Annotated in this window: 13 protein-coding genes; 3 read left to right on the top strand and 10 right to left on the bottom strand. The window is 69.3% G+C overall.

The features are described from left to right. The first annotated feature begins 134 nt into the window (after positions 1–134). Entirely contained in the window at positions 135–2,555 is a 2,421-nt protein-coding gene (locus tag ACIA5D_RS22775; protein WP_396032150.1) for a putative bifunctional diguanylate cyclase/phosphodiesterase, read from the top strand. Here ACIA5D_RS22775 and pulA read toward each other — a convergent pair. From pulA to ACIA5D_RS22750, 5 genes are read right to left on the bottom strand one after another with little or no spacing between them, the layout of a single operon-like run. Next, entirely contained in the window at positions 2,489–7,903 is a 5,415-nt protein-coding gene (gene pulA, locus ACIA5D_RS22770) for a pullulanase-type alpha-1,6-glucosidase (RefSeq protein WP_396032149.1), read from the bottom strand. The two genes, ACIA5D_RS22775 and pulA, sit on opposite strands and share 67 nt — an antisense overlap. Positions 7,904–7,912: 9 nt before the next feature. After that, entirely contained in the window at positions 7,913–9,670 is a 1,758-nt protein-coding gene (locus tag ACIA5D_RS22765) for an alpha-amylase family glycosyl hydrolase (RefSeq protein WP_396032148.1), read from the bottom strand. Beyond that, on the bottom strand, positions 9,667–10,515 hold the full coding sequence (locus tag ACIA5D_RS22760; protein WP_396032147.1) for a sugar ABC transporter permease: 849 nt from the start codon (positions 10,513–10,515) through the stop codon (positions 9,667–9,669). Before ACIA5D_RS22760 ends, ACIA5D_RS22765 begins: the two co-directional genes overlap by 4 nt. Then, positions 10,512–12,119: an ABC transporter permease subunit gene (locus ACIA5D_RS22755; protein ID WP_396032146.1), complete on the bottom strand. Its 1,608-nt coding sequence runs from the start codon at positions 12,117–12,119 to the stop codon at positions 10,512–10,514. The genes ACIA5D_RS22760 and ACIA5D_RS22755 overlap by 4 nt, the downstream gene beginning before the upstream one ends. Positions 12,120–12,121: 2 nt before the next feature. Next, positions 12,122–13,387, bottom strand: a complete 1,266-nt coding sequence (locus ACIA5D_RS22750) for an extracellular solute-binding protein (protein WP_396032145.1) — start codon at positions 13,385–13,387, stop codon at positions 12,122–12,124. Between the two features lie 160 nt (positions 13,388–13,547). Here ACIA5D_RS22750 and ACIA5D_RS22745 point away from each other — a divergent pair, with 160 nt between their 5' ends. Continuing rightward, positions 13,548–14,579, top strand: a complete 1,032-nt coding sequence (locus ACIA5D_RS22745; protein ID WP_396032144.1) for a LacI family DNA-binding transcriptional regulator — start codon at positions 13,548–13,550, stop codon at positions 14,577–14,579. A gap of 138 nt (positions 14,580–14,717) precedes the next feature. Here the strand turns inward: ACIA5D_RS22745 and ACIA5D_RS22740 are convergent, their stop codons facing one another. Next, positions 14,718–15,197 carry a DUF5134 domain-containing protein gene (locus tag ACIA5D_RS22740; RefSeq protein ID WP_396032143.1) on the bottom strand — a complete coding sequence of 160 codons (480 nt, stop codon included), beginning with the start codon at positions 15,195–15,197 and terminating at the stop codon, positions 14,718–14,720. 334 nt (positions 15,198–15,531) lie between these two features. Here ACIA5D_RS22740 and ACIA5D_RS22735 point away from each other — a divergent pair, with 334 nt between their 5' ends. Further along, a complete protein-coding gene (locus tag ACIA5D_RS22735) occupies positions 15,532–16,413 on the top strand; it encodes a UbiA prenyltransferase family protein (protein ID WP_396032142.1) in 882 nt (293 codons plus the stop codon). Positions 16,414–16,419: 6 nt separating this feature from the next. Here ACIA5D_RS22735 and ACIA5D_RS22730 read toward each other — a convergent pair whose 3' ends face one another. The 4 genes from ACIA5D_RS22730 to argH are packed head-to-tail and all read right to left on the bottom strand — an operon-like array spanning position 16,420 to position 19,642. Then, positions 16,420–17,223 (bottom strand): hypothetical protein, encoded by an 804-nt coding sequence (locus tag ACIA5D_RS22730; RefSeq protein ID WP_396032141.1) that lies wholly within the window; start codon positions 17,221–17,223, stop codon positions 16,420–16,422. A 49-nt stretch (positions 17,224–17,272) separates the two neighbouring features. Continuing rightward, positions 17,273–17,845, bottom strand: a complete 573-nt coding sequence (locus tag ACIA5D_RS22725; RefSeq protein WP_396032140.1) for a GNAT family N-acetyltransferase — start codon at positions 17,843–17,845, stop codon at positions 17,273–17,275. Further along, entirely contained in the window at positions 17,842–18,177 is a 336-nt protein-coding gene (locus ACIA5D_RS22720) for a cupin domain-containing protein (protein ID WP_396032139.1), read from the bottom strand. The genes ACIA5D_RS22725 and ACIA5D_RS22720 overlap by 4 nt, the downstream gene beginning before the upstream one ends. 43 nt (positions 18,178–18,220) lie before the next feature. Next, on the bottom strand, positions 18,221–19,642 hold the full coding sequence (argH, locus tag ACIA5D_RS22715; protein ID WP_396032138.1) for an argininosuccinate lyase: 1,422 nt from the start codon (positions 19,640–19,642) through the stop codon (positions 18,221–18,223). Between the last annotated feature and the right edge of the window lies 1 nt (position 19,643).

Raw genomic sequence — 19,643 nt, 5'->3', positions numbered from 1 at the left:
TGCTCGGCGAGGGGGCCCACGGCCCGGCCCCCACGCCCGGCACGTGGTCAGGATTCCGCGCACGGTGTGGGTGGGATGGCTCATGAGCTGCCGTTTGCCGCCGAACAGGGTAGGCGGGAGACGGGACGGGCGGGATGGACGTACGGCACAAGGTGCTGGGTGCGTTTCTGGCGGCGGCGGCTCTGGTGGCGGGCACCGGGGCGATCGTGCTGCACGCCAACTCGGCGGCCGCCAGGAATGCTGCTGTGGCTGCTGCTGAGCAAGTTGCCCATGGGATCTCGCGGGACGTCGCGCTGGGGCTGCCTCCCGAGCGGATCGGGGACGCCGGCACGCCGCTGTTCTTCAACCCGGGCGCGCTCGCCTCCTATCTGCAGCGGCTGCACGACCTGCAGGACCGGGACATCGTCGTCGTCGATCGGTTTCAGCGGATCCTTGCCGACGTCGTGCCGGAGGAAGTCGGGGCCACCTTCACCGAGGACCCGGACGACGAGGTCGCCGAAACCATCCGGGACGGCAAGACCCGGGTGTTCCTGGAGAAGAGCGACGACTCGACCGAGCCGATGCTTCAGGTGGTCGTGCCGGTCGCCGGGCCCACCAACATCGTCAAAGGGGCGGTGATCCTCGAGTACACCCAGCTCTACAACCAGATGATGGCGGCCACCAAGGTCGCGCGGCAGGCGATCGTCGCGGCCGGCCTGGTGTGCGTTCTGCTGGTGGTGCTGCTGGGAGCGGTGATCGCGGCATCGATCACGCGGCGGATCAACTCGTTGACGCGCGCGGTGCAGGTGATCCGGGACGGCGACTACTCGCGGCGGGTGGCGCTCAAGGGCGGGGACGACATCGCCCGGCTCGGGCGTGCCTTCGACGACATGGCGCGGCGGCTGGAGAGGTCGGCGCGGGAGATCCTGGCCAAGGAGTACACCGACAGCATCCTGGCCAACGCGGGCGAGGGCATCTGCGGTGTGGACGCCGAGGATCGGATCACCTTCGCGAACGCGGCGGCGGGGCGGATCACGGGGCTGGGCGTCGAAGGATTGCTCGGGCAGAGCGCGGACGTGATCCTGCTGGCGGGCAACGACGGGGATCACGAGGGCACCCTCCAGCGACCGGACGGGACGGCCGTGCGGGTGGCGTACACGATGAGCACCATCACCAAGGACGGCGCGCGACTGGGCGCGGTGGTCGTGCTGCGCGACGTCAGTCGCCAGCGCGCGCTGGAACGGGATCTGCGCCATCAAGCCCTGCACGACGCGCTCACCGGGTTGCCCAACCGCAAGCTCTTCCTCGATCGGCTCGAGCATGCGATGGCCCGGGCCCGCGCGGCGGGGGAAGCCGCGGCCGTGCTCTACCTGGACCTCGACGGGTTCAAGAAGGTCAACGACTCGCTGGGGCACAACGCGGGTGACCATCTGCTCCGCACGACCGCGGAACGGCTGGTCACCGCGCTGCGGTCGCAGGACACCGTGGCGCGGCTCGGCGGGGACGAATTCGCGGTGCTGCTCGAGGACGCCGATCGGCCAACCGTGGAACGTCTTGCGCAGGCCTGCCTCGAAGCGCTGAACCAGCCGTTCCTGGTGCAGGGGCGCAAGGCCGTCGTCTCGGTGAGCATCGGCATCGTGCCGGGGGCGGCGAGCTACGGCGACGCCGACGAGGTGCTGCGGAACGCTGACGTGGCGATGTATGCGGCGAAAGGGCGCGGCAAGGGCTGCTTCGAGATCTTCGAAAGCCGGATGCACGAGCAGCTGCTCGACAAGCTGGACAGCGAGTCCCGGCTGCGCGACGCCGTGCACCGCGGCGAGCTGCGCCTGCACGTCCAGCCGGTGGTCGATCTGGCCGACGGGACGATCGCCGGCGCGGAGGCGCTGGTGCGCTGGGAGGACCCGGAGCGCGGGCTGCAGCAGCCGGGCGCGTTCATCCCGCTCGCCGAGGAGACCGGCCTCATCGTGGAGATCGACCGGTGGGTCTTGTTCGAGGCATGTCAGGCGGCCACGAAATGGCAGGAGACCGCGCCGACCTGGGTGAGCGTGAACCTGTCGGCCGCCAACCTCGAGGTGCCCGACCTCACCGACCGGGTGGCCTATGCGCTGGCCGCGACCGGCCTCTCCCCGCGCTGCCTCGTGCTGGAGCTGACCGAGACGGTGCTGATGCGCGACATCGCCGTCACCTCGGCGCGCCTCGAGGAGCTGCGTCAGCTGGGGGTGCGCATCGCGATCGACGATTTCGGCACCGGCTACTCGTCGCTGGGCTACCTGCGCGACATCCCGGTCGACGTGCTGAAGGTGGACCGCTCGTTCATCGACGGCCTGGTCGGCAACCCGCGGCAGCAGGAGCTGGTCAGCGCGGTGATCCAGCTCGGTCACACCCTCGGCCTGAAAGTGGTGGCCGAGGGCGTGGAGACCGAGGACCAGCTCCGGCTGCTGAGGCGGATGGGGGCCCGGTACGCCCAGGGCTACTACCTGGGAAGACCGGGCCCCACCGATGAAGACGGTCAGCTTTCCACGAACACCGCGACCGTACGGGCGGGGACCGTGAACGTTCCGGACGACTTCGCGTAGGAGGCCGTGCGGACGACCGGATCCGCCGAGCCCCGCTGGACGGGGTGCAGGGAGATCTGCTTCCCGGCCAGCGAGGCCACGGTCTGGGTGGTTGCCGCCGAGGTGCCGTTGAAGACCACGGTCACCGACCTCCAGTTCCGGTCGATTCCCCGTCCGTCCAGAGTCATCGTGATGACCCCCGGGGTCTCGGCCGTTCCGGAGAGCGGGAACGTCAGGCGCTTCTGCACCTCGGCGGCGGTCGCGAGGCCGAAGACCGGCGAGGAGCGGCGGACGCGCAGCAGCTCCTGGTAGGTCTGATCGGCCTGGTTGATGGCGTCGCAGCCCGGGACCAGCGACGCGTCAGCGAGCAGGGGGCGCCCAAAAACCCATTTATCCGAATTGTCAGCGGCGGGCGGCAATCCACGACCGAACCCGTTGCCCGCAGAGCAGTCCCAGATGATCTGATTAAACCAATCACCCGAATTGAACGAATTTCGGTCGAGCGACTTGGAACGCAGCCGCTCCGACCCCGAGGCCGCAAACCCGACACCCTGCCCGAGCGCCGTGGTCGAAAGCGCAAGAGTTTGCATCCGAGCCCGGTCAATGGCGGAAGTGGCTTGCGGCAGCTTGAAAGCGAGCGCGTCGTACAGGATCTCGTTGTCGTGCGCGTCCACATAGGTGATCGCGTCGGCGGGCGAAGCGGTGTATCCCGCCGGCGACCCGTTGTAGTCCACCTGGGAGCCCGTGACGGAATCCCCGGACGAGGAGACGAACCGGTACGAGGCAAGGTTTCCGCTGAGCCCCACCTTGATCAGGTCCTGGTCGTGCAGCAGCCGCGCCTTCTGCTCGGCAACCGTTCCATTGGCCGCATCGCCGTTCGGGTCGGTGTACAGCCCCGACGCAAAGCCTTGCAGCCGCGGGTCGGCATCGAACGGCCCGCCACCACGGACGGCGTCCCGGAGCCGGTCGTTGAAGGTGCCGATCCCGGTGCCCGCCATGTTGGCCTGGGTGGCCTGGACGAAGCGCGCGTTGCCGGCCACCTCGCCGAAATCCCAGCCCTCGCCGTACACATAGATGTTCTTGCCGTCGACGCCGTCACGCGCGACGGTCAGCTTGTCGAGCGCGGCCCGCACGGCCAGGATGTTCGCCTTCGGGTGATGTCCCATGAGATCGAACCGGAAACCGTCGACCTTGTACGCCTTCGCCCAAGTCACGATGGAGTCGACGACCAGCTTGCCCATCATCGCGTTCTCCGGCGCGGTGTTGGCGCAGCAGGTCGAGTTGGCCACCGTCCCGTCGGCGAGCAGCCGCTGGTAGTACCCGGGCACGATCTGGTCGAGCACCGACTTGGGATCGGTCCCGGCCGCCGACGTGTGGTTGTAGACGACGTCCATAACCACGCGCAGCCCGGCCTTGTTGACCCCGGTGACCATGTCCCGGAACTCGCGGGTCCGCTGGGACGGGTCGACGGCGTAGCCGCCCTCGGGCGTCGTGTAGTGCAGCGGGTCGTACCCCCAGTTGTAACCGTCATTCGCCGCTACGGCGGTGACACAGGCCTGCTGCTGGTCGGAGTCCGGTGGCAGCGACGCCAGATCGCAGGCGGGCTGCTGCTGGTCGGCCCGGTTCTCCGGGATCGTCGCGAAGTCGAAGACCGGCAACAGGTGCAAGTGGGTGACACCCGCTTTCGCCAGCGCCGCAAGGTGTTTCATGCCGGCCGTGTTGGGGTCGGCGAACGCCTCATAGGTACCACGCGATGCAGCGGGAACCGAGTTGTCGGCCATCGAGAAATCCCGCACCGACAATTCCGAGATCTGGATCTTCGCGGGATCCGTTGCGGCCGGCTTGCGCAACCCGGTCCAGCCGGACGGCGCGAGCGCCGGATCGGAAAGGTCGACGATCCGGCTCAGCTTCGAGTCGGTCGAGAGGCCGATCGAGTACGGGTCGGTGACCGACGCGGTGACGACATTGCCCGCGGCCGGCTGCCACGCCGTGACCCGGTAGGTGTAGTACTTGCCCTTCCACGAGGAGGAGCCGCGCGCCGACCAGACGCCGGTGCGGTCGTCCCGCTTCATCGCCACGGTCGCCGGCGACGAGGTGGGCGTGTCGTAAAGCTGCAGGTCGACCGCGTGGGCCGTGGGCGCCCAGATCGACAGCGTGGTGCCGACCGGCCCGAGGGTGGCGCCGGTCGCCGCCGCATAGAGGTCATCGAGCACGCCCGCGGTCTGCACCCCGGCCGCCGAGAGCAGCTTGCCGGCCGCGTCCCGCTCGGTCACGACAACCTGTCCCCGCAGAATGTTCGGCTTGTCGGCGGCGGGAACGTCGAACGCGTCGTACTGCCACAGATGCGGGAACTTCGTGCGCTGCGCCTCGGTGAGGCCGTCGCGCCTCGCCGTCAGCGCCAGCTCGCGGTAATCGCCGGTGAGCTCCCCGTCGGCCACGCCGATCCCGCCGTCGGGCGCGTACACCAGGGCGTACTTCTTGCCGTCGGTCGAGTCGGACGGCTTCCAGGCGATCGTCCCCCGATCGATCCAGACCGCCGACTCCTTGGTCGGATCGATCACGCCGTCGGCGCCGGCCTTCTTCACCACCGGCAGCAGCCGATCGGCCACCCCGGCGAGCAGCCAGACCTCCCGCCCGGCCGTGGCGAAATCGAGCCGCTGGTCCTCCGGCAGATCCTTGGTGTCTCCCTTGTGGATGATGTAGCTCAGCCCGGTCGCGCCGGCCGCCAGCGGCACCTTGAACGTGACGCCGTAGGAGTCGGTCGCGGCCGCCGGCAACGGCGATCCCCAGTCGGTGCCGGTGGCCGCGCCGTCCCAGACGTGCAGCCCCCATCCGCTGTAGTCGCCGTCGGCGCGGTGGTAGTGGATGATCGCCGTGTTCGGGTCCTGCGCCGGGCCGGGCGAGCCGGTCGCCGCCTCGCGGCTGGTGTAGACCGTGGGGTCGCCCTGCTTGAGCCAGACCTCGGCGTTCTTCGAGGGGTCGAGCGATCGGTCGGCGTCGCCGTCTTTCACGCCGTCCTTGCTGACGACGATGAAGCCGATGCTCTTCGCCGCGGGCTTCAACTTCACATAGGCAAATTTTCCGTACGAGTCCTCGCCCGCGAACGGCTGCCCGGCCGGCCACGACGTCGCCATCGTGTCGTCGACATCGCCCCAGACGTAGAGGCCGTAGTCGTCGTACCCGCCGGCCGGACGCTGGTAGTGCACGACCGCGTAGCCGGGGCTGGTCGAGACGACCGGCGTGCCGACCGTGATCGCGCTGGTGGTGGAGGCGAGGCGTCCCCGGCTGTCGCGCACGACCGCCTTGTACCGCACCGTGGTGCCGCCGGCCAGCCCGTCGAGGTCGTGGTAGATCGTGTACGGCGCGCGGCCGGCGGTGCCGACCAGCTTCCACGGGCCGTCGCCGACCTGGGCCGCGAGCGTGACGGTCGCCAGCGGGTCGCCCGTGACCTGGGCGGTCACCGCGGCGCGGGTGGGCACGAGCGCGCCGGCCGCCGGCGAGGTGATCGCGACCGTGGGCGCGGCGCTCGGGACGGCCAGTGGGGTGCCGGCCCGCAACACCAGAGTGGACAGCGCCGGCACCGTCACGGTGATCTTGCCGCCTTGCGACGGGATGACGGCGCTGCCGCCGTAGATGGTGCGGAAGGCGCCCGCCGCCGAGATATCGAAGGTGACGGTCTGCGTGGTGGTGGCGTTGTTGGCGGCGACGACATATTCCGTGCGCTTTTCGCGGTCGAGCCGTGACACGGCGAAGACGCCGGGGCCGGACGCCGCGTACCGGGTGATCTGCTCGCCGTCGACCAGGCCGGGGTTGGCCTTGCGCAGGGCGGCCAGCGACGCGATCGTGCGGTACAGCGGGTGCGCGGTGTTGAAGTTGTCGACCGCGTGGGTGCGGTCGGTGCCGATCAGGTCGTCGTCGAGGTAGTCGGCGGTCTTCGAGGCGAACATGTCCTGGCGGGCGTCCTTGTCGCCGCCCGGCCCGGTGAAGCCCTGCTCGTCGCCGGAGTAGACGACCGGCTGGCCGCGGGTGAGGAACATCAGCTCGTGCGCGAGCTCGTCGCGGCGCAGGTAGCCGGCGGCGTCGGCGTTGCCGGTCTCGATGAACGAGCCGATCCGGCCCATGTCGTGGTTGCCGAGGAAGGTCGGCAGGCGGTCGGCGTCGGTGTCGCGCGCGGTGTAGAGCGCGTCCTTCGCGTACACGTCGGCAAGAGCTTGCGGGGAGCCGGCGCCGGTCACGAAACCCTTTGCCGCCTCCTGGAAGGAGAAGTCGAGGGTGGCCGGCAGGCCGCCCTGCCGCACGTAGGTGGACTCGATCTCCTGGTCGGCGCTGTAGACCTCGCCGAACATGAAGAAGTCGTCCTTGCCGGCCTTCTTGGCGGCGGCGGTGATGCCCGCGCTGAACTGCGGCCAGAAGTCGAGGTCGGTGTGCTTGACGGTGTCGAGGCGGTAGCCGTCGATGCCGGTCGCCCCGATCCAGTCCGCGTAGATCTTCGTCATGCCGCGGACCACCTCGGGACGCTCGGTCCACAGGTCGTCCAGGCCGTAGAAGTCGCCGTACTCGCTGTCCTCCCCGGCGAAGGTCGAGTTGCCGCGGTTGTGGTACATCGTCGGGTCGTTGAGCCACGACGGCACCTTGACCGATTTATCCGCAGCGGACGGAAACACCGGCGTGTACGGGAAGGACGACGAGGAAACGGACGGGAAGCCGTTCTTGCCGTCCGAGTAGTTCCGGTCCTCGAAGGCGCGCCCCTGGGAGTCCACATAGGGCGAGGTCGCCTTGTCGATGTAGTCGTATTCGTTCTCGGCGTACTGGATGACGTCGGCCGTGTGGTTGACGATGATGTCCAGGTAGATCTTCAAGCCCCGCTGGTGCGCGAGCTTGACCAGCCGCTTGAGGTCGGCGTTCGTGCCGAAGTGCGGGTCCACCTGGGTGAAGTCGGTGATCCAGTATCCGTGGTAGCCGGCCGAGATGTCGCTGCCGCTGCCCTGCACCGGCCGGTTCTTGAAGACCGGGGCGAGCCAGATCGCGGTGGTGCCGAGCCCCTGGATGTAGTCCAGCTTGTCGATCACGCCCCGCAGATCGCCGCCGTGGTAGAAGCCCTTGTCGGCCGGGTCGTAGCCGGTCGTCAGCCGGTCCCCGCTCAACCCGCCCTTGTCGTTGGACTTGTTCCCGTTGGCGAAGCGGTCGGGCAGGACGAAGTAGTACTGCTCGGCGGTGTCGAGACGATCGCTCCCCCAGCTCGCGATCGTGGCGTCGCTCGGAGCGGACGCGGGCGCAGCCGAGCCGGCTTCGGCGGGAACGGCTACCAGGAAAGGAAGGACCAAACTGAGCACAGCGGCGACCAGCCGCCGTCGTCGTTTCGCGACCACACTGTCCCCTTATATATCTGCTTGCCAGACCTGGAAGGCCGGGCCGTAGCCATCGATGGCGGTGGAACCGTCCGTTTCGGTGTACAGCGGCTTGCCGCCGCCGTAAAGGTTCTCCCAGCTCGTGTTGCCGGGCAGTCCGGTAAGTTTCAGCGGCTCCCCGGCCCTGCGGCGGGCGAGCACCAGCAGCGTCTGCCGCGCCGATTCCCGCAGGAAGACCAGGCTGTCCCCCTCGGCGTGCACCCATCGCAGGCCGCCGCTGCGCAAGGCCGGCTGATCGCGACGGAGCCGAATCAGCGCCTGATAGGCAGCAAACGCCCGAGATGGCGAAGATCCCCACGGCATCGGCTGCCGAGCCGCCTCGTTGGTCGACCCGGTCAGCCCGAACTCGTCCCCCGCGAAGATCATCGGCGTGCCCGGCAGCGTGAGAAGCAGCCCCGCCGCGACCTCCTGCCGGGCCGCGTCGCCGACGACGGTCCGGATCCGGGCCGTGTCGTGCGACCCGAGCATCTGCCACGAGGTGGTCGACGACCGCCACGACATCTGCGCCGAGAACGCCGACATCGCCGCCACGGTCTGCGCCGCGTCCCGGTGCGGCACCTCGACCGGCACCCCGAGGAAGTCGTCGAACGGCAGGTTGTCGGCGCGCAGCCAGCTCCACACCGGACGGGTGAAGCCGGCGTAGTTCATCGTCCCGTGCCAGCCGTCCCGGTCGAGGTCGGCGGTCGCGTCGTGCGCGTGCTCCGCGATCAGCAGCCCGTCCGGGCGCACCTCGTGCACGGCCTTGCGCAGCAGCGTGGCGACCTCGTGGGTCCAGTCCTCCGCGCCGCGGCGGCCGGTCATGTTCGCCACGTCGATCCGCCAGCCGTCCAATCCGGGATCGACGAGCCAGCGCTGGGCCACGGCCCGGAACCGGTGGCGCAGCTCCGGCGAGCCCCAGTTGAGTTTGGGCAGCGACGGGTGACCGAGCCAGCACTCGTACCCGCCGGTGTTCTTGAAGTAGTAGAAGCCCCGCTCGTCGGTGAACCACGGATGGGCGGCGCCGGTGTGGTTGGTGGTCAGGTCGCCGAGCAGCCGCCAGCCGCGATCGTGCACGGCCCGGGTCAGCCGGGTCAGCGCCTCGTCGCCGCCGAGCAGCGGATCGACCCGGTCGAACGACGACGCGTCGTAGCGGTGGTTGGAGCGCCCCGGGAAGAACGGCGTGAGGTAGAGCGTGTTCGCCCCCAGCGTCGCGATGTGGTCGAGCCGCTGCATGATCCCGTCCAGGTCACCGCCGTACAAGACCTTTGTCGCGTTCGGCCCGCGCGCGCTCGGCGTCCCCCACGCGGCGCCGGTCGCCCACGCCGGAAGCTCTTTCTCGAAAGACTTGGCGAAGCGGTCCGGAAAGATCTGGTACACGACGGCATCGCACGCCCAGGCCGGCGGCGGCGGGTGCGCGACGATCCGGAAGTCGGTCGCGTCCGGCACGTCGTAGGGCGTCAGCCCGGCGCCGGTCAGCCAGCGCACTCCTTGCGAGGTCCGCACGAGGAACCGGTACGGCGTGACCGGATTGCGCAACGGCATCTCGGCCCGCCACCAGACGTCCCCGGCGCGGTCGGTGCGGTCGACGACGGCCGAGGTGAAGACCGGCTCGCCGTCCGACAGCCTGCGCAGGTGGATGCGGGTCGCCCGGGTCCCGGCCGGCACCCGCACGAACAGGCTGACCGTCTCGCCGAGAGCCGGGCTCTGCGACGAGACGTACAGCTCGGAGCCGTCGTGGTGTGCCCTCATCCCTTGACCGCTCCCGAGGTCAGGCCTTCCACGATGTAGCGCTGCAACATCTGGAAGACCAGGACGGTCGGGATGGCGGTGAGCAGCGTTCCGGCGCAGAAGATGCCGAAGTTGGTGTTGCGCTGCTCGGCCGCGACCAGGCCCCACAGGCCGACCGACAGGGTCTTGGCGCTCGAGTCGGTGAGGAAGATGTTGGCGAAGATGAACTCGTTGATGGTGCTGATGAAGGCCAGCAGCCCGGTCACCGCCAGCACCGGCGCCACGAGCGGCAACAAGATGCGAAAGAAGATCTGTACGTGTGACGCGCCGTCCACGGTGGCCGACTCGTCCAGCTCGCGGGGGACGGTGTCGAAGAAGCCCTTCATCAGCCACGTGCCCACGCCCAGCGCCCCGCCGAGGTAGAGCAGCACCAGACCCCACCAGGTGTTGAACCCGATCACCGGCCAGTAGTCGGTGATCGTCGCGAACATCAGGAAGATCGCCACCACCGCCAGGAACTGCGGGAACATCTGGATCAGCAGCAGCGACAGCAGGCCCGTGCGCCGGCCACGGAAGCGCCGGCGGCTGAAGGCGTACGCGGCGAGCGCCGACACAAACACGGCGACCGCCGACGCCGTGCCCGCGATGACCACCGAGTTCAGGAACCACTGCCCGAAGTTGGTGTCGCCCAGCAGCTTGCTGAAATTGCCGAACGAGATGCCGTCGGTGGGCACGATCGAGCTCGACGACAGCGTGCCGAGCGGGTTCAGCGCCGACGAGATGACGAAGAGGATCGGCCCGAGCGAGAACGCGATGGCCAGCACGCCGACGAAGTGCCGCCAGCCGACCTTTTTGAACCATTTCACGCGTACACCTCCTCTTGTGCCCTGGTCCTTCGGAAAGCGATCGCGGAGACCGTGCCGACGATGAGGAAGATGAAAATGGAGATGGCGGCGGCATAGCCGTACTGCGCGCCGGAACCGCCGAAGGCCAGCCGGTAGGTGTAAGTGATCAGCAAGTCGGTGGCGCCGCTTGCGGGGTTGTCCGGCGCGAACGGTCCGCCCTCGGTGGTCAGGTAGATCGCGTTGAAGTTGTTGAAGTTGAACGCGAACGACGAGATCAGCAAGGGCGTGAGCGCGACCATGAGCAGCGGCAGCACGATCCGGCGGAAGCTCTGCCAGGCGCCGGCGCCGTCGATCCGGGACGCCTCGCTGAGCTCGGCCGGAATGGCCTGCAGCGCGCCGGTCGTCACCAGGAACATGTACGGATATCCCAGCCACAACTGCACGAGCAGCACCGCGATCCGGGCCGTGCCGGCCTGCCCCAGCCAGTCGACGTCGGTCCCGAAGAAGGTGTTGATCAGGCCGAAGTCCTTGTTGAACATGTCCCGCCACACCAGCAACATCGCAAAAGCCGGCATCGCGTACGGGAGGACGAGCACCACGCGGTAGAGGTTGCGGCCCTTGACCCGTTTGCTGTGCAGCGCGACCGCGACCAGCATGCCCAGCACGAACGTGCCGCCGGTGGAGCCGATCGCGAACGCGAAGTTCCAGATCAGCGTGCGCAGGAACGGCCCGGAGATGTCCCGGTCGGTGACCACCCGGGTGAAGTTGTCGAACCCGACGCTGACCTTCCAGCCTTGCGCAAGCCGCTCGCCGTCCTGCGCGCTGACGAAGGCGCCCACGCTCTCGTCGGCCGTCCAGGTCTTGCCGTTCGTCGTGTCCCGGATGCAGTCGCATTCCCGCTGGTAGACGCGGCCGGCCTTGCCCTCGTACGCCCGGGACAGGCCGGACGAGCGGATCGCGCCGCCGTCGACCGGCACCGCGAGCGCGGTGATCTCCTTGCTGCGCAGGGAGGCCTGGCCGGCGTTGAGCACGGTGTAGCCCTTCGCGGCGGTGACCTTTCCGCTCGCGGTCGCGGTCACGTCGGCCGGATCCAGCTGCTTCAGGCCTCCGGCGTCGCCGGCCGACACGGACTTCGTGGCCGGGTCGGTGATCAGGAAGACGAGCGGGCCGGTGGCGGGGTCGCCGGTGGTCGCGATGCTCAACGCGTACGTGATGGAGCCCGGCACCTGCGTGACCGACGCGGTCTGAATGGCCACGACGGCCTCTTCCTTGCTCCCCCGGTGGCCGTCGCCGTAGTTGGTGAAGGCCGTGCTCGCGGTGTAGAGGACCGGGAAGATCTGGAAGACGATCAGCAGGAGGGTGCCGGGGGCCAGGTATTTCGCGGGGATGTGCCGGGGGGTGAGGTAGAGCCGGAGCAGGGCGGCCGTGGTGGCGGCGAGGACGCCGAGACCGATCCACGCCTCGTGCTCGATCAGGGGGAAGGCGGCCCAGATCGCGATCGCCACGACCGGCCCCAGGAGGGCGATCTTGATGAGCGTGCTCTTCGATCGCGGCTCGTGCGGCTCGTTCTTCTTCTCGGGGGCGGGGAGGGCCCGCGTGACGGGCCCTCCGAGCTGCGTCGTCATGGCTACTTGTCGATGGAGCCGGAGATCGTCTTGCCGGCGGCCTCGATGGTCTTGGCCGGGTCGGCGCCGCCGACCACCGCGGCCTCCGCCTTGCCGAACGGGTCCCAGATCGCGGCCATCTCGGGGATCGCCGGCAGCGGGATCGCGTTCTTGCCGGCCTCCTGCCACTTGGCCAGGTCCGGGTCGCCGGCCTTGACCTGATCGAACGCGGCGATCAGCGCCGGTGGGCGGGGCTCGGCCTGGTAGAGGGCCACCGCGAGGTCGGGGGTGGTGACGTAGTTGGTGACGAACTCCTGGGCGAGGGCCTTGTTCTTGCCCTTCGCGGCGACGTAGAAGGTCTGCACGCCGAGGAACGGCTGGGCCGGCTTGCCGCCCGCGAAGGCGGGGACCGGCGTGATGTCGTACTTGATGCCGGCCTTCTTCACGTCGGTGACCGCCCACGGGCCGCTCACCAGGTAGGCGCACTTCTTGCCGGTGAAGGTGGCGATGGAGTTGTCCGAGGTGATCGAGCGCTTGAGGGCCTTGCTGCCCTTCTCGCCGAGGGCGGCGATCTTCTTGAAGGCTTCTTTTGAGGCCGCGGTGCCGACGCCGAGGTCCTTCGGGTCGTAGTCGCCGGTCGCGGTGGTGCCGAAGAGGTAGCCGCCGGCGCTCGAGTACAGCGGGTAGAGGTGGTAGGCGTCGCCGGTCTGGCCGACCTGGAGGCAGAGAATCTCGCTCGCCTTCTTGCTGCTCACCAGTTTCTGGCCGGTCGACACCAGGTCCTCGATGGAGGCCGGGGCCTGCGGGGCGAGGTCGGTGTTGCGGATCAGGGCGAGGTTCTCGGTCGCGTACGGGACGCCGTAGGTCTGGCCGTTGAAGGTGACCGCCTTGAGGGCGTTCTCGGCGATGCCGGACTTCTGCTCGGCGGAGAGCTGGACCGGGTCGATCGCGCCGTTCTGCACGAGGTTGCCGATCCAGTCGTGGGCGCCGACCATCACGTCCGGGCCGCTGCCCTGCTGGGACGCGGTGACGAAGGTGGTCTGCTGGTCCTTCGAGATCGCCTGGATCTTGACGGTGACGCCGTTCTCGGTGCCGAACTTGTCGGCGAAGGGCTTGAGGGCGGCGGCGCGCTTGTCATCGGCCCAGATCACGAGCTCGCCGGTGGCTTTGGTTCCGGCGCTGGCGTTGTCGGTCGCTGCCTTGTCGGACTTGTCGGAATTGCCACCGCAGCCGGCGGCGAGCAGGGCGAGGGTGAGGGCTCCGGCCACACCCGCTGCACGGATGCGCATATGGGTCTCCCTGGGTTTTTGATGAAAGGGGTTGCAACAACCGACCGCCGATTGATCGGCTTATGTCGGCCGTGTTGCGGGGACGTTAGCAAGCACTTGCATATTTTGGAAGGCCTTGCAAAATCAAGGCGTGCAACACGTCATCGGTAAGGTGCCCCCCATGCGAGCACGGATGTCCGACATCGCCCGGCAGGCCCAGGTCAGCGAGGCGACGGTGTCGCGCGTCATCAACGACCGCCCCGGCGTCTCCCCCGAAACCCGGCAGGCAGTGCTGACCGCACTCGATGTTCTGGGCTATGAAAGGCCGGAACGCTTGCGCAAGCGCAGCGCGGGCCTGGTCGGCCTCGTCGTCCCCGAGCTGGACAACCCGATCTTCCCGGCGTTCGCCCAGGTCATCGAGTCGACGCTGGCCCAGCACGGCTTCACGCCGGTGCTGTGCACGCAGTCACCGGGCGGCGTCACCGAGGACGAGTACGTCGAGATGATGCTCGACCGGCAGGTCAGCGGCATCGTCTTCGTGTCGAGCCTGTCCGCCGACACCGCCGCCGACCCGTCCCGCTACCGCCGGCTGATCGAACGTCCGCTTCCGATCGTGCTGGTCAACGGGTACGCGGAGGCCATCGAGGCCCCTTTCGTCTCCTGCGACGACCGCCTGGCCGGCGACATGGCCGTTTCGCACCTGGTCGCCCTCGGCCACCGGCGGATCGGCATGATCTCGGGACCGAACCGGTTCATCAGCACGCAACGGAAGCTCGCCGGCTATCGGGCGGCGATGGAGCGGGAGATCGGCGCGGTCGGTGCGGACGACTTCGTGGCGTTGACGCTGTTCGGCGTCGAGGGTGGCGAGGTGGCCGCGGATCGCCTGCTCGAACAGGGTGTGACCGGCATCGTCTGCGCCTCCGACCTGATGGCGCTGGGCGCGATCCGCGCGGCGCGCCGCCGAGGACTGTCGGTGCCGCGCGACGTCTCGGTGATCGGCTTCGACGACTCACCCCTGATCGCCTTCACCGACCCGCCGCTGACCACGCTGCGCCAGCCGGTCTCCTCGATGGCCGTGGCCGCGGTCCGCTGCCTGGTGGACGAGATCAACGGGCATGGGGCGACGCATTCGGAGTACGTGTTCCGCCCCGAGCTGGTGGTCCGCGAGTCCACGGCGGTCGCCCCCAGCCGCCGCTCGCTTCCGGTCGCGTGAAACTTCTTTCAGAGTTTGCACGAAATCACCCGCTCAACCTTTTGCCACGGAGGGGCGTTAACCCTGCATCCCCCCGGGGTCTTGTCCAAGCCGCCCTGGAGAAGGCGCATCCGCGACCGGCCGCTGTCCGTGACCCGCTCAGACCATCGCCAGCAGTGCCAGGCCCATGGCGGCGCTCATCATCCCGTGACAGACCGCGGACCAGTGCGGCGTCATCCCATCCGGCGCCGTCGGCGCGAGTCGCATTCCGCGGGCGACCCACCACAGCGCGGCGGCCACCAGGTAGGCGCCGAGGGCCACGCTGATCCAGGCGGGATAGCCGGAGGTGGCGGACATTCCGGGCATCGACGCGTGATCGTGATGCTGCCCGCCCGGCATGGCCGCACTCATCCACACCATGGCGGCGGCCGCGGTGGCGAAGTACATCAGGGTGAGCCGCCCGCCGGTGGCCCGGACCGCGCGGGCGAGAAACCAGCCCGTGGAGATCGTGAAGCCGCCCACCCACACGCCGGCCGGGACCTCCGTGCCCCACGGCCAGATCATCACGATCATCGACCCGCCCATCAGCAGGTGCAGCGCCTCGGAGACGCGGTCCCCTCCCCCACCCGGCCGCAGCACGCGCGCAAGGTGAAACCCCGTGGCAACGGCGAATGCCAGCGTCAGCGACCATCGAAGGGACTCGAGACCGATCATCGTGGGACGTACCTCCCGCGCCGTCGTTCCGATCTTCCGGCCACGTTAGACGGTCGACGATCCACCGGTCAGTACCACGAGGGGGTACCTACCACCCGCTGAGAGTGAACCGCTCCCCGCCGAGATAGGCCCGCACGCACGCCACGGAGTACGGATATGTCTCCGGCGGCAGCTCCCCCACGGAAAACCACCCGATCCGGTCCACCGTAGGCGCGGTTGTCTCAGCGTGGGCACAGGGGACGAGGACGACGATCCGGAAATGACGACGTTGTCCCGGCGTCCGGTCGTGGCGCTTGTCGCGGTGTCGCGACCCTGGTTCTGGCCGGTGTCGTGGGTGCCCGCCTATCTGGGCACCGTGCTGGCCGGTCAGGCCTGGTTGCCGGCTCGCGCCGACATCGGTCGCGCGGTGGTGGCGCTGCTCGTGCTCGGGCCGCTGATCTGGGGTGCGGTGCTGGTCCAGAACGACCTGCACGATCTGCGCAGCGACCAGGCGAATCCCCGCAAGGCGACCGCACCGCTGGTCGCCGGTGCGGTCTCGGCGGAGCGGCTGCGGGTCTGGTATCGGGTGATGGCCCTGAGCGCGGTCGGCGCCGCGTTCGTCGTGGGTCCACTGTTCGTGCTCGGCGTGGCCGGCGTCCTGGTGCTCGGCTGGGCGTACAGCGTGCCGCCGCTGCGGTTGAAGACGCGGCCGGGCTGGGACGTCGCGGTCAACGCGCTGGTGGTCGGGGCGGTGTCACCGGTGGCCGGCTGGTCGATCACGCGCGCCCCGTGGGAGTTCCCCTGGCAGTTCGCGCTGATCGGGGTGCTGTTCGCCGCTGCTCTCTACGTGCCCACCACGGTGACCGATCTGCCGTCGGACGCGAAGGCCGGCGACACCACCATCGCCGTACGGTTCGGCGCGCCCGTCGCGTACCGTCTCGGACTCGCGCTGTGGACGGCGGCGCTGGCTTGCTCGCTGCTCTGCGCAGCGCTCGACGTCGTGATTCCCCGCTCGACCGTCGTGCCGCAGTTGGTCACCATTCCGGTCCTGATCGCCGCATACGCCGCCCTCACCCGGCGCCCGACCATCACGCGGATGGCAGTCGTCTCGGTGGTGTTCGCCATCCCGACGGTCGGCTTCGCCTTGGCCTACATCGGATAGCGGCCCTCAACAGCCGAGCCGTTTGGCGGAGAGGGCGATGTCGTCCATCCAGAGGTCGAACGCGCCGGGAGTGGTGCCGGGTTGGTAGAGCTGCCAGCCGATCTTGACGGTGTCGGCGGCGGGGAGGATGAACGGCACGTCGTTGCCGCCGTGGTCGGTGGTGGAGGCGGTCAGTTCCGGGTTGGCCACGCCGTCGATCCATACCGCGACGCGATTGTCCGCCGGGTCGAGCATCCACTCGAAGCACTGCCAGGCGTCCTCGACGACCGGGGCGGATTCCCGCCAGTTGGTCCAGTCCCCGGTCGGCCCGCCGTCGGCGCCCACGCCCCAGAACACCCCGGGAACCGTCGGCGCGTACTGACCGCCGAGCGGACGGACGACCTCGGAGCTACCGGCGCCGGTTGCCTCGACGAGCGTGAAATGCGCCCAGTCCGGGGCAACGGGAAAGGCGTCGACCCGCAGCCGCATCCGGCCGTAGAAGCGGTTGCCGGGCGCGGCGAAGTCGTCGACGCGCAGGAAGGCACGTCCGTTGTCGACGGTGTGCAGATGCAGCACCTGGTTGCCATGGCGGCCGCGCTCCACGACCAGGGTGCCGTTCCGGGTGTCGACACCCCAGTCCAGCGTGCTGGGCCCGCCGAGCGGGAGCCGTTCGAAGTCTTCGCAGAACAGAAGGCCGCGCCCGCACGAGCCGCGGTGAGCCGCGCCGCCCGGGATGCTGCCGGGGCCGGGCGAGGCCGCACCGGCCGGGACGCCGCCGGCAACGGATCCGAGCACGAGAGCGGCAGCGAGTACCGCGACGAGGCGGCGCATGGGACCCTCCGTCCAGTTGGGAGCGCTCCCATCATCGCACTCGATCGATTTATGGCAAGCCCCGCACCTCGATCCGCATCACGCAGTTCCGCATGCCCTTCGGGCGGATGTAGCTGAAGCCGGCCCGCTCGAAGAGGCTGCGGGTGCCGCTGTAGAGAACCGACATTTTCTTGCCGTCATTGTCGTGCGGGTATGCCTCCACGACTCCGCCGCCGGCTTGCGAGATCAGGTCGAGAGCTCCGGCGAGGACGACCGCGCTCAGCCCCTTCCGCCGGTATTTCTTGTCGACGAACATGCAGGTGATGCGGTAATCCGGCAGCCTGTCGAGCTCGGCGTCGTACTGCTTGCGGTGGTAGATGTTCGGCAGCTCCTCGGGGCTGCCGAACTGGCACCAGGCCACCGCCTGATCACCGTCGAACACCAGCGCGGCGTGTGACCGGTCCTCCTCGACCAGCCGCTGCTTCAGGGAACGGTTGTCGTCGGCGTCGAAGGTCTTCTCTTCGTGGAGAGTGTGGAAATAGGTGCACCAGCAACCGCCGAAGACACCGTTGTGCCGCTCCATGAGCCGCGCATACGCGTCCCAGGTGTCAGAAGTCAGCGCCTTGATCTCGTAATCGTTCATCGCGTCATCAAATGCTCCGACTCGACGGCGACCGCGGTCAAGTCGGAGATTGCCCGGGTCGTGTGGGACTCGCCGGAGTTCCACAGGGCCGCCTGGCCCGGCGCGATGCGCTGCCACGGCCCGTCGCCGGCCTGGACCTCGCCCTCGCCCGACAACACGATCAGCAGCTGGTCGCCCACCGCGGGGTGGGTGCCGATCTCGCCGCCCGCTTCCACGCGCAGCACCGTCACCGCCGCGGTCTCGCCCCTGAGGACGTGGGCCGCGGTGAAGCCGGTGCTGCCGTGGGCCGGAATGGGGACGCCGGGGACGGCGTGCAGGTCGAGGATCTCCACGACCGTGGAGGATAGCGTCAGACGGCCGGCCCACGGACGGAACTCAGCGGGGCACGACCTTCTCGACGGCCCACTGCCGCCAACTGTCGAGCCGGTGCTGCACCAGCGCGAGCTGGTCGGCCACCGGCCCCGGGCCGGTCGAGCCGGGGGTGGTGCGGCTGGCCAGCGCCGACTCGACCGACATGACCTGACGCACCGCGGGGTCGAGGTGCTCGCTGACCTTGGCCAGGTCGTCGTCGGTGAGGTCCTCGAGCTCGCACCCGCGCACCGAGCACAGCGCCACCAGCTGGCCGGTGATCTCGTGCGCGTCGCGGAACGGCACCCCACGGCGTACGAGCCAGTCGGCCACCTCGGTCGCGAGCGAGAAGCCAACCGGCGCCGCGGCGGCCAGGCGGTCGACCCGTACGGTCATGGTGGAGATCATGCCGGCCAGGGCCGGCAGCAGGAGCCCCAGCGTCTCGATCGCGTCGAACGCCGGCTCCTTGTCCTCCTGCATGTCCCGGTCGTACGTGAGCGGCAGTCCCTTGAGCATGGTGAGCACCGCGACCAGGCCGCCGATCAGCCGGCCGCTCTTGCCGCGGGCCAGCTCGGCGATGTCGGCGTTCTTCTTCTGCGGCATGATCGACGAACCGGTGGCGAAGGCGTCGTCCAGCTCCACCCAGCCGAACTCGGTGGAGGTCCAGAGCACGACCTCCTCGCCGAGGCGGGACAGGTGCACGCCGATCAGCGCCGTGACGAAGAGGAACTCGGCCACGAAGTCGCGGTCGGCCACGGCGTCCATCGAGTTCGCCGCCGGGGCCGTGAAGCCCAGCTCTTTAGCGACCGCGGCCGGGTCGAGCGGCAGCGACGAACCGGCCAGGGCGCCGGAGCCGAGCGGCGAGATGGCCGCCCGGGCGTCCCAGTCGCGCAGCCGGTCGAGGTCGCGCAGCAGCGGGTGCACGTGGGCGAGCAGCCAGTGCCCGAAGGTGACCGGCTGGGCGTGCTGCACGTGGGTCATGCCGGGGGCGGCGGTGTCGACGTTCAGCGCCGCCTGCTCGGTGAGCGCGTCGGCCAGCTCGACCAGCGACTGAGCCACGCCGCGGGCGTGGTCACGCAGGTAGAGCCGCAGGTCGGTGGCGACCTGGTCGTTGCGGGACCGGCCGGCGCGCAGCTTGCCGCCGAGCGCGCCGAGTCGTTCGAGCAGGCCGCGCTCGAGCGCGGTGTGCACGTCCTCGTCGTCGATGGTGGGCCGGAACTCGCCGGACGCGCAGGCCGCCTCGAGGTCGTCGAGGGCGGCCAGCATCTTTCCCAGCTCGTCCGGATCGAGCAGCCCGGCCGCCGCGAGCACCCGGGCGTGGGCCCGGGAGGCGGCGATGTCGTAGGGGGCGAGCCGCCAGTCGAACTGGACGCTCACCGACAGCCGGGCCAGGGCGTCGGCGGGGCCGCCGGAGAACCGGCCGCCCCACAACGAAGTTTTCTCGCTCACG

The sequence above is a fragment of the Actinoplanes sp. NPDC051513 genome, assembly GCF_044454685.1.
In the GTDB taxonomy this organism is placed as follows: Bacteria; Actinomycetota; Actinomycetes; order Mycobacteriales; family Micromonosporaceae; genus Actinoplanes.
The sequence above is the reverse complement of the archived record's forward strand: the minus strand, read 5'-3'. Positions and strand labels throughout refer to the sequence as shown.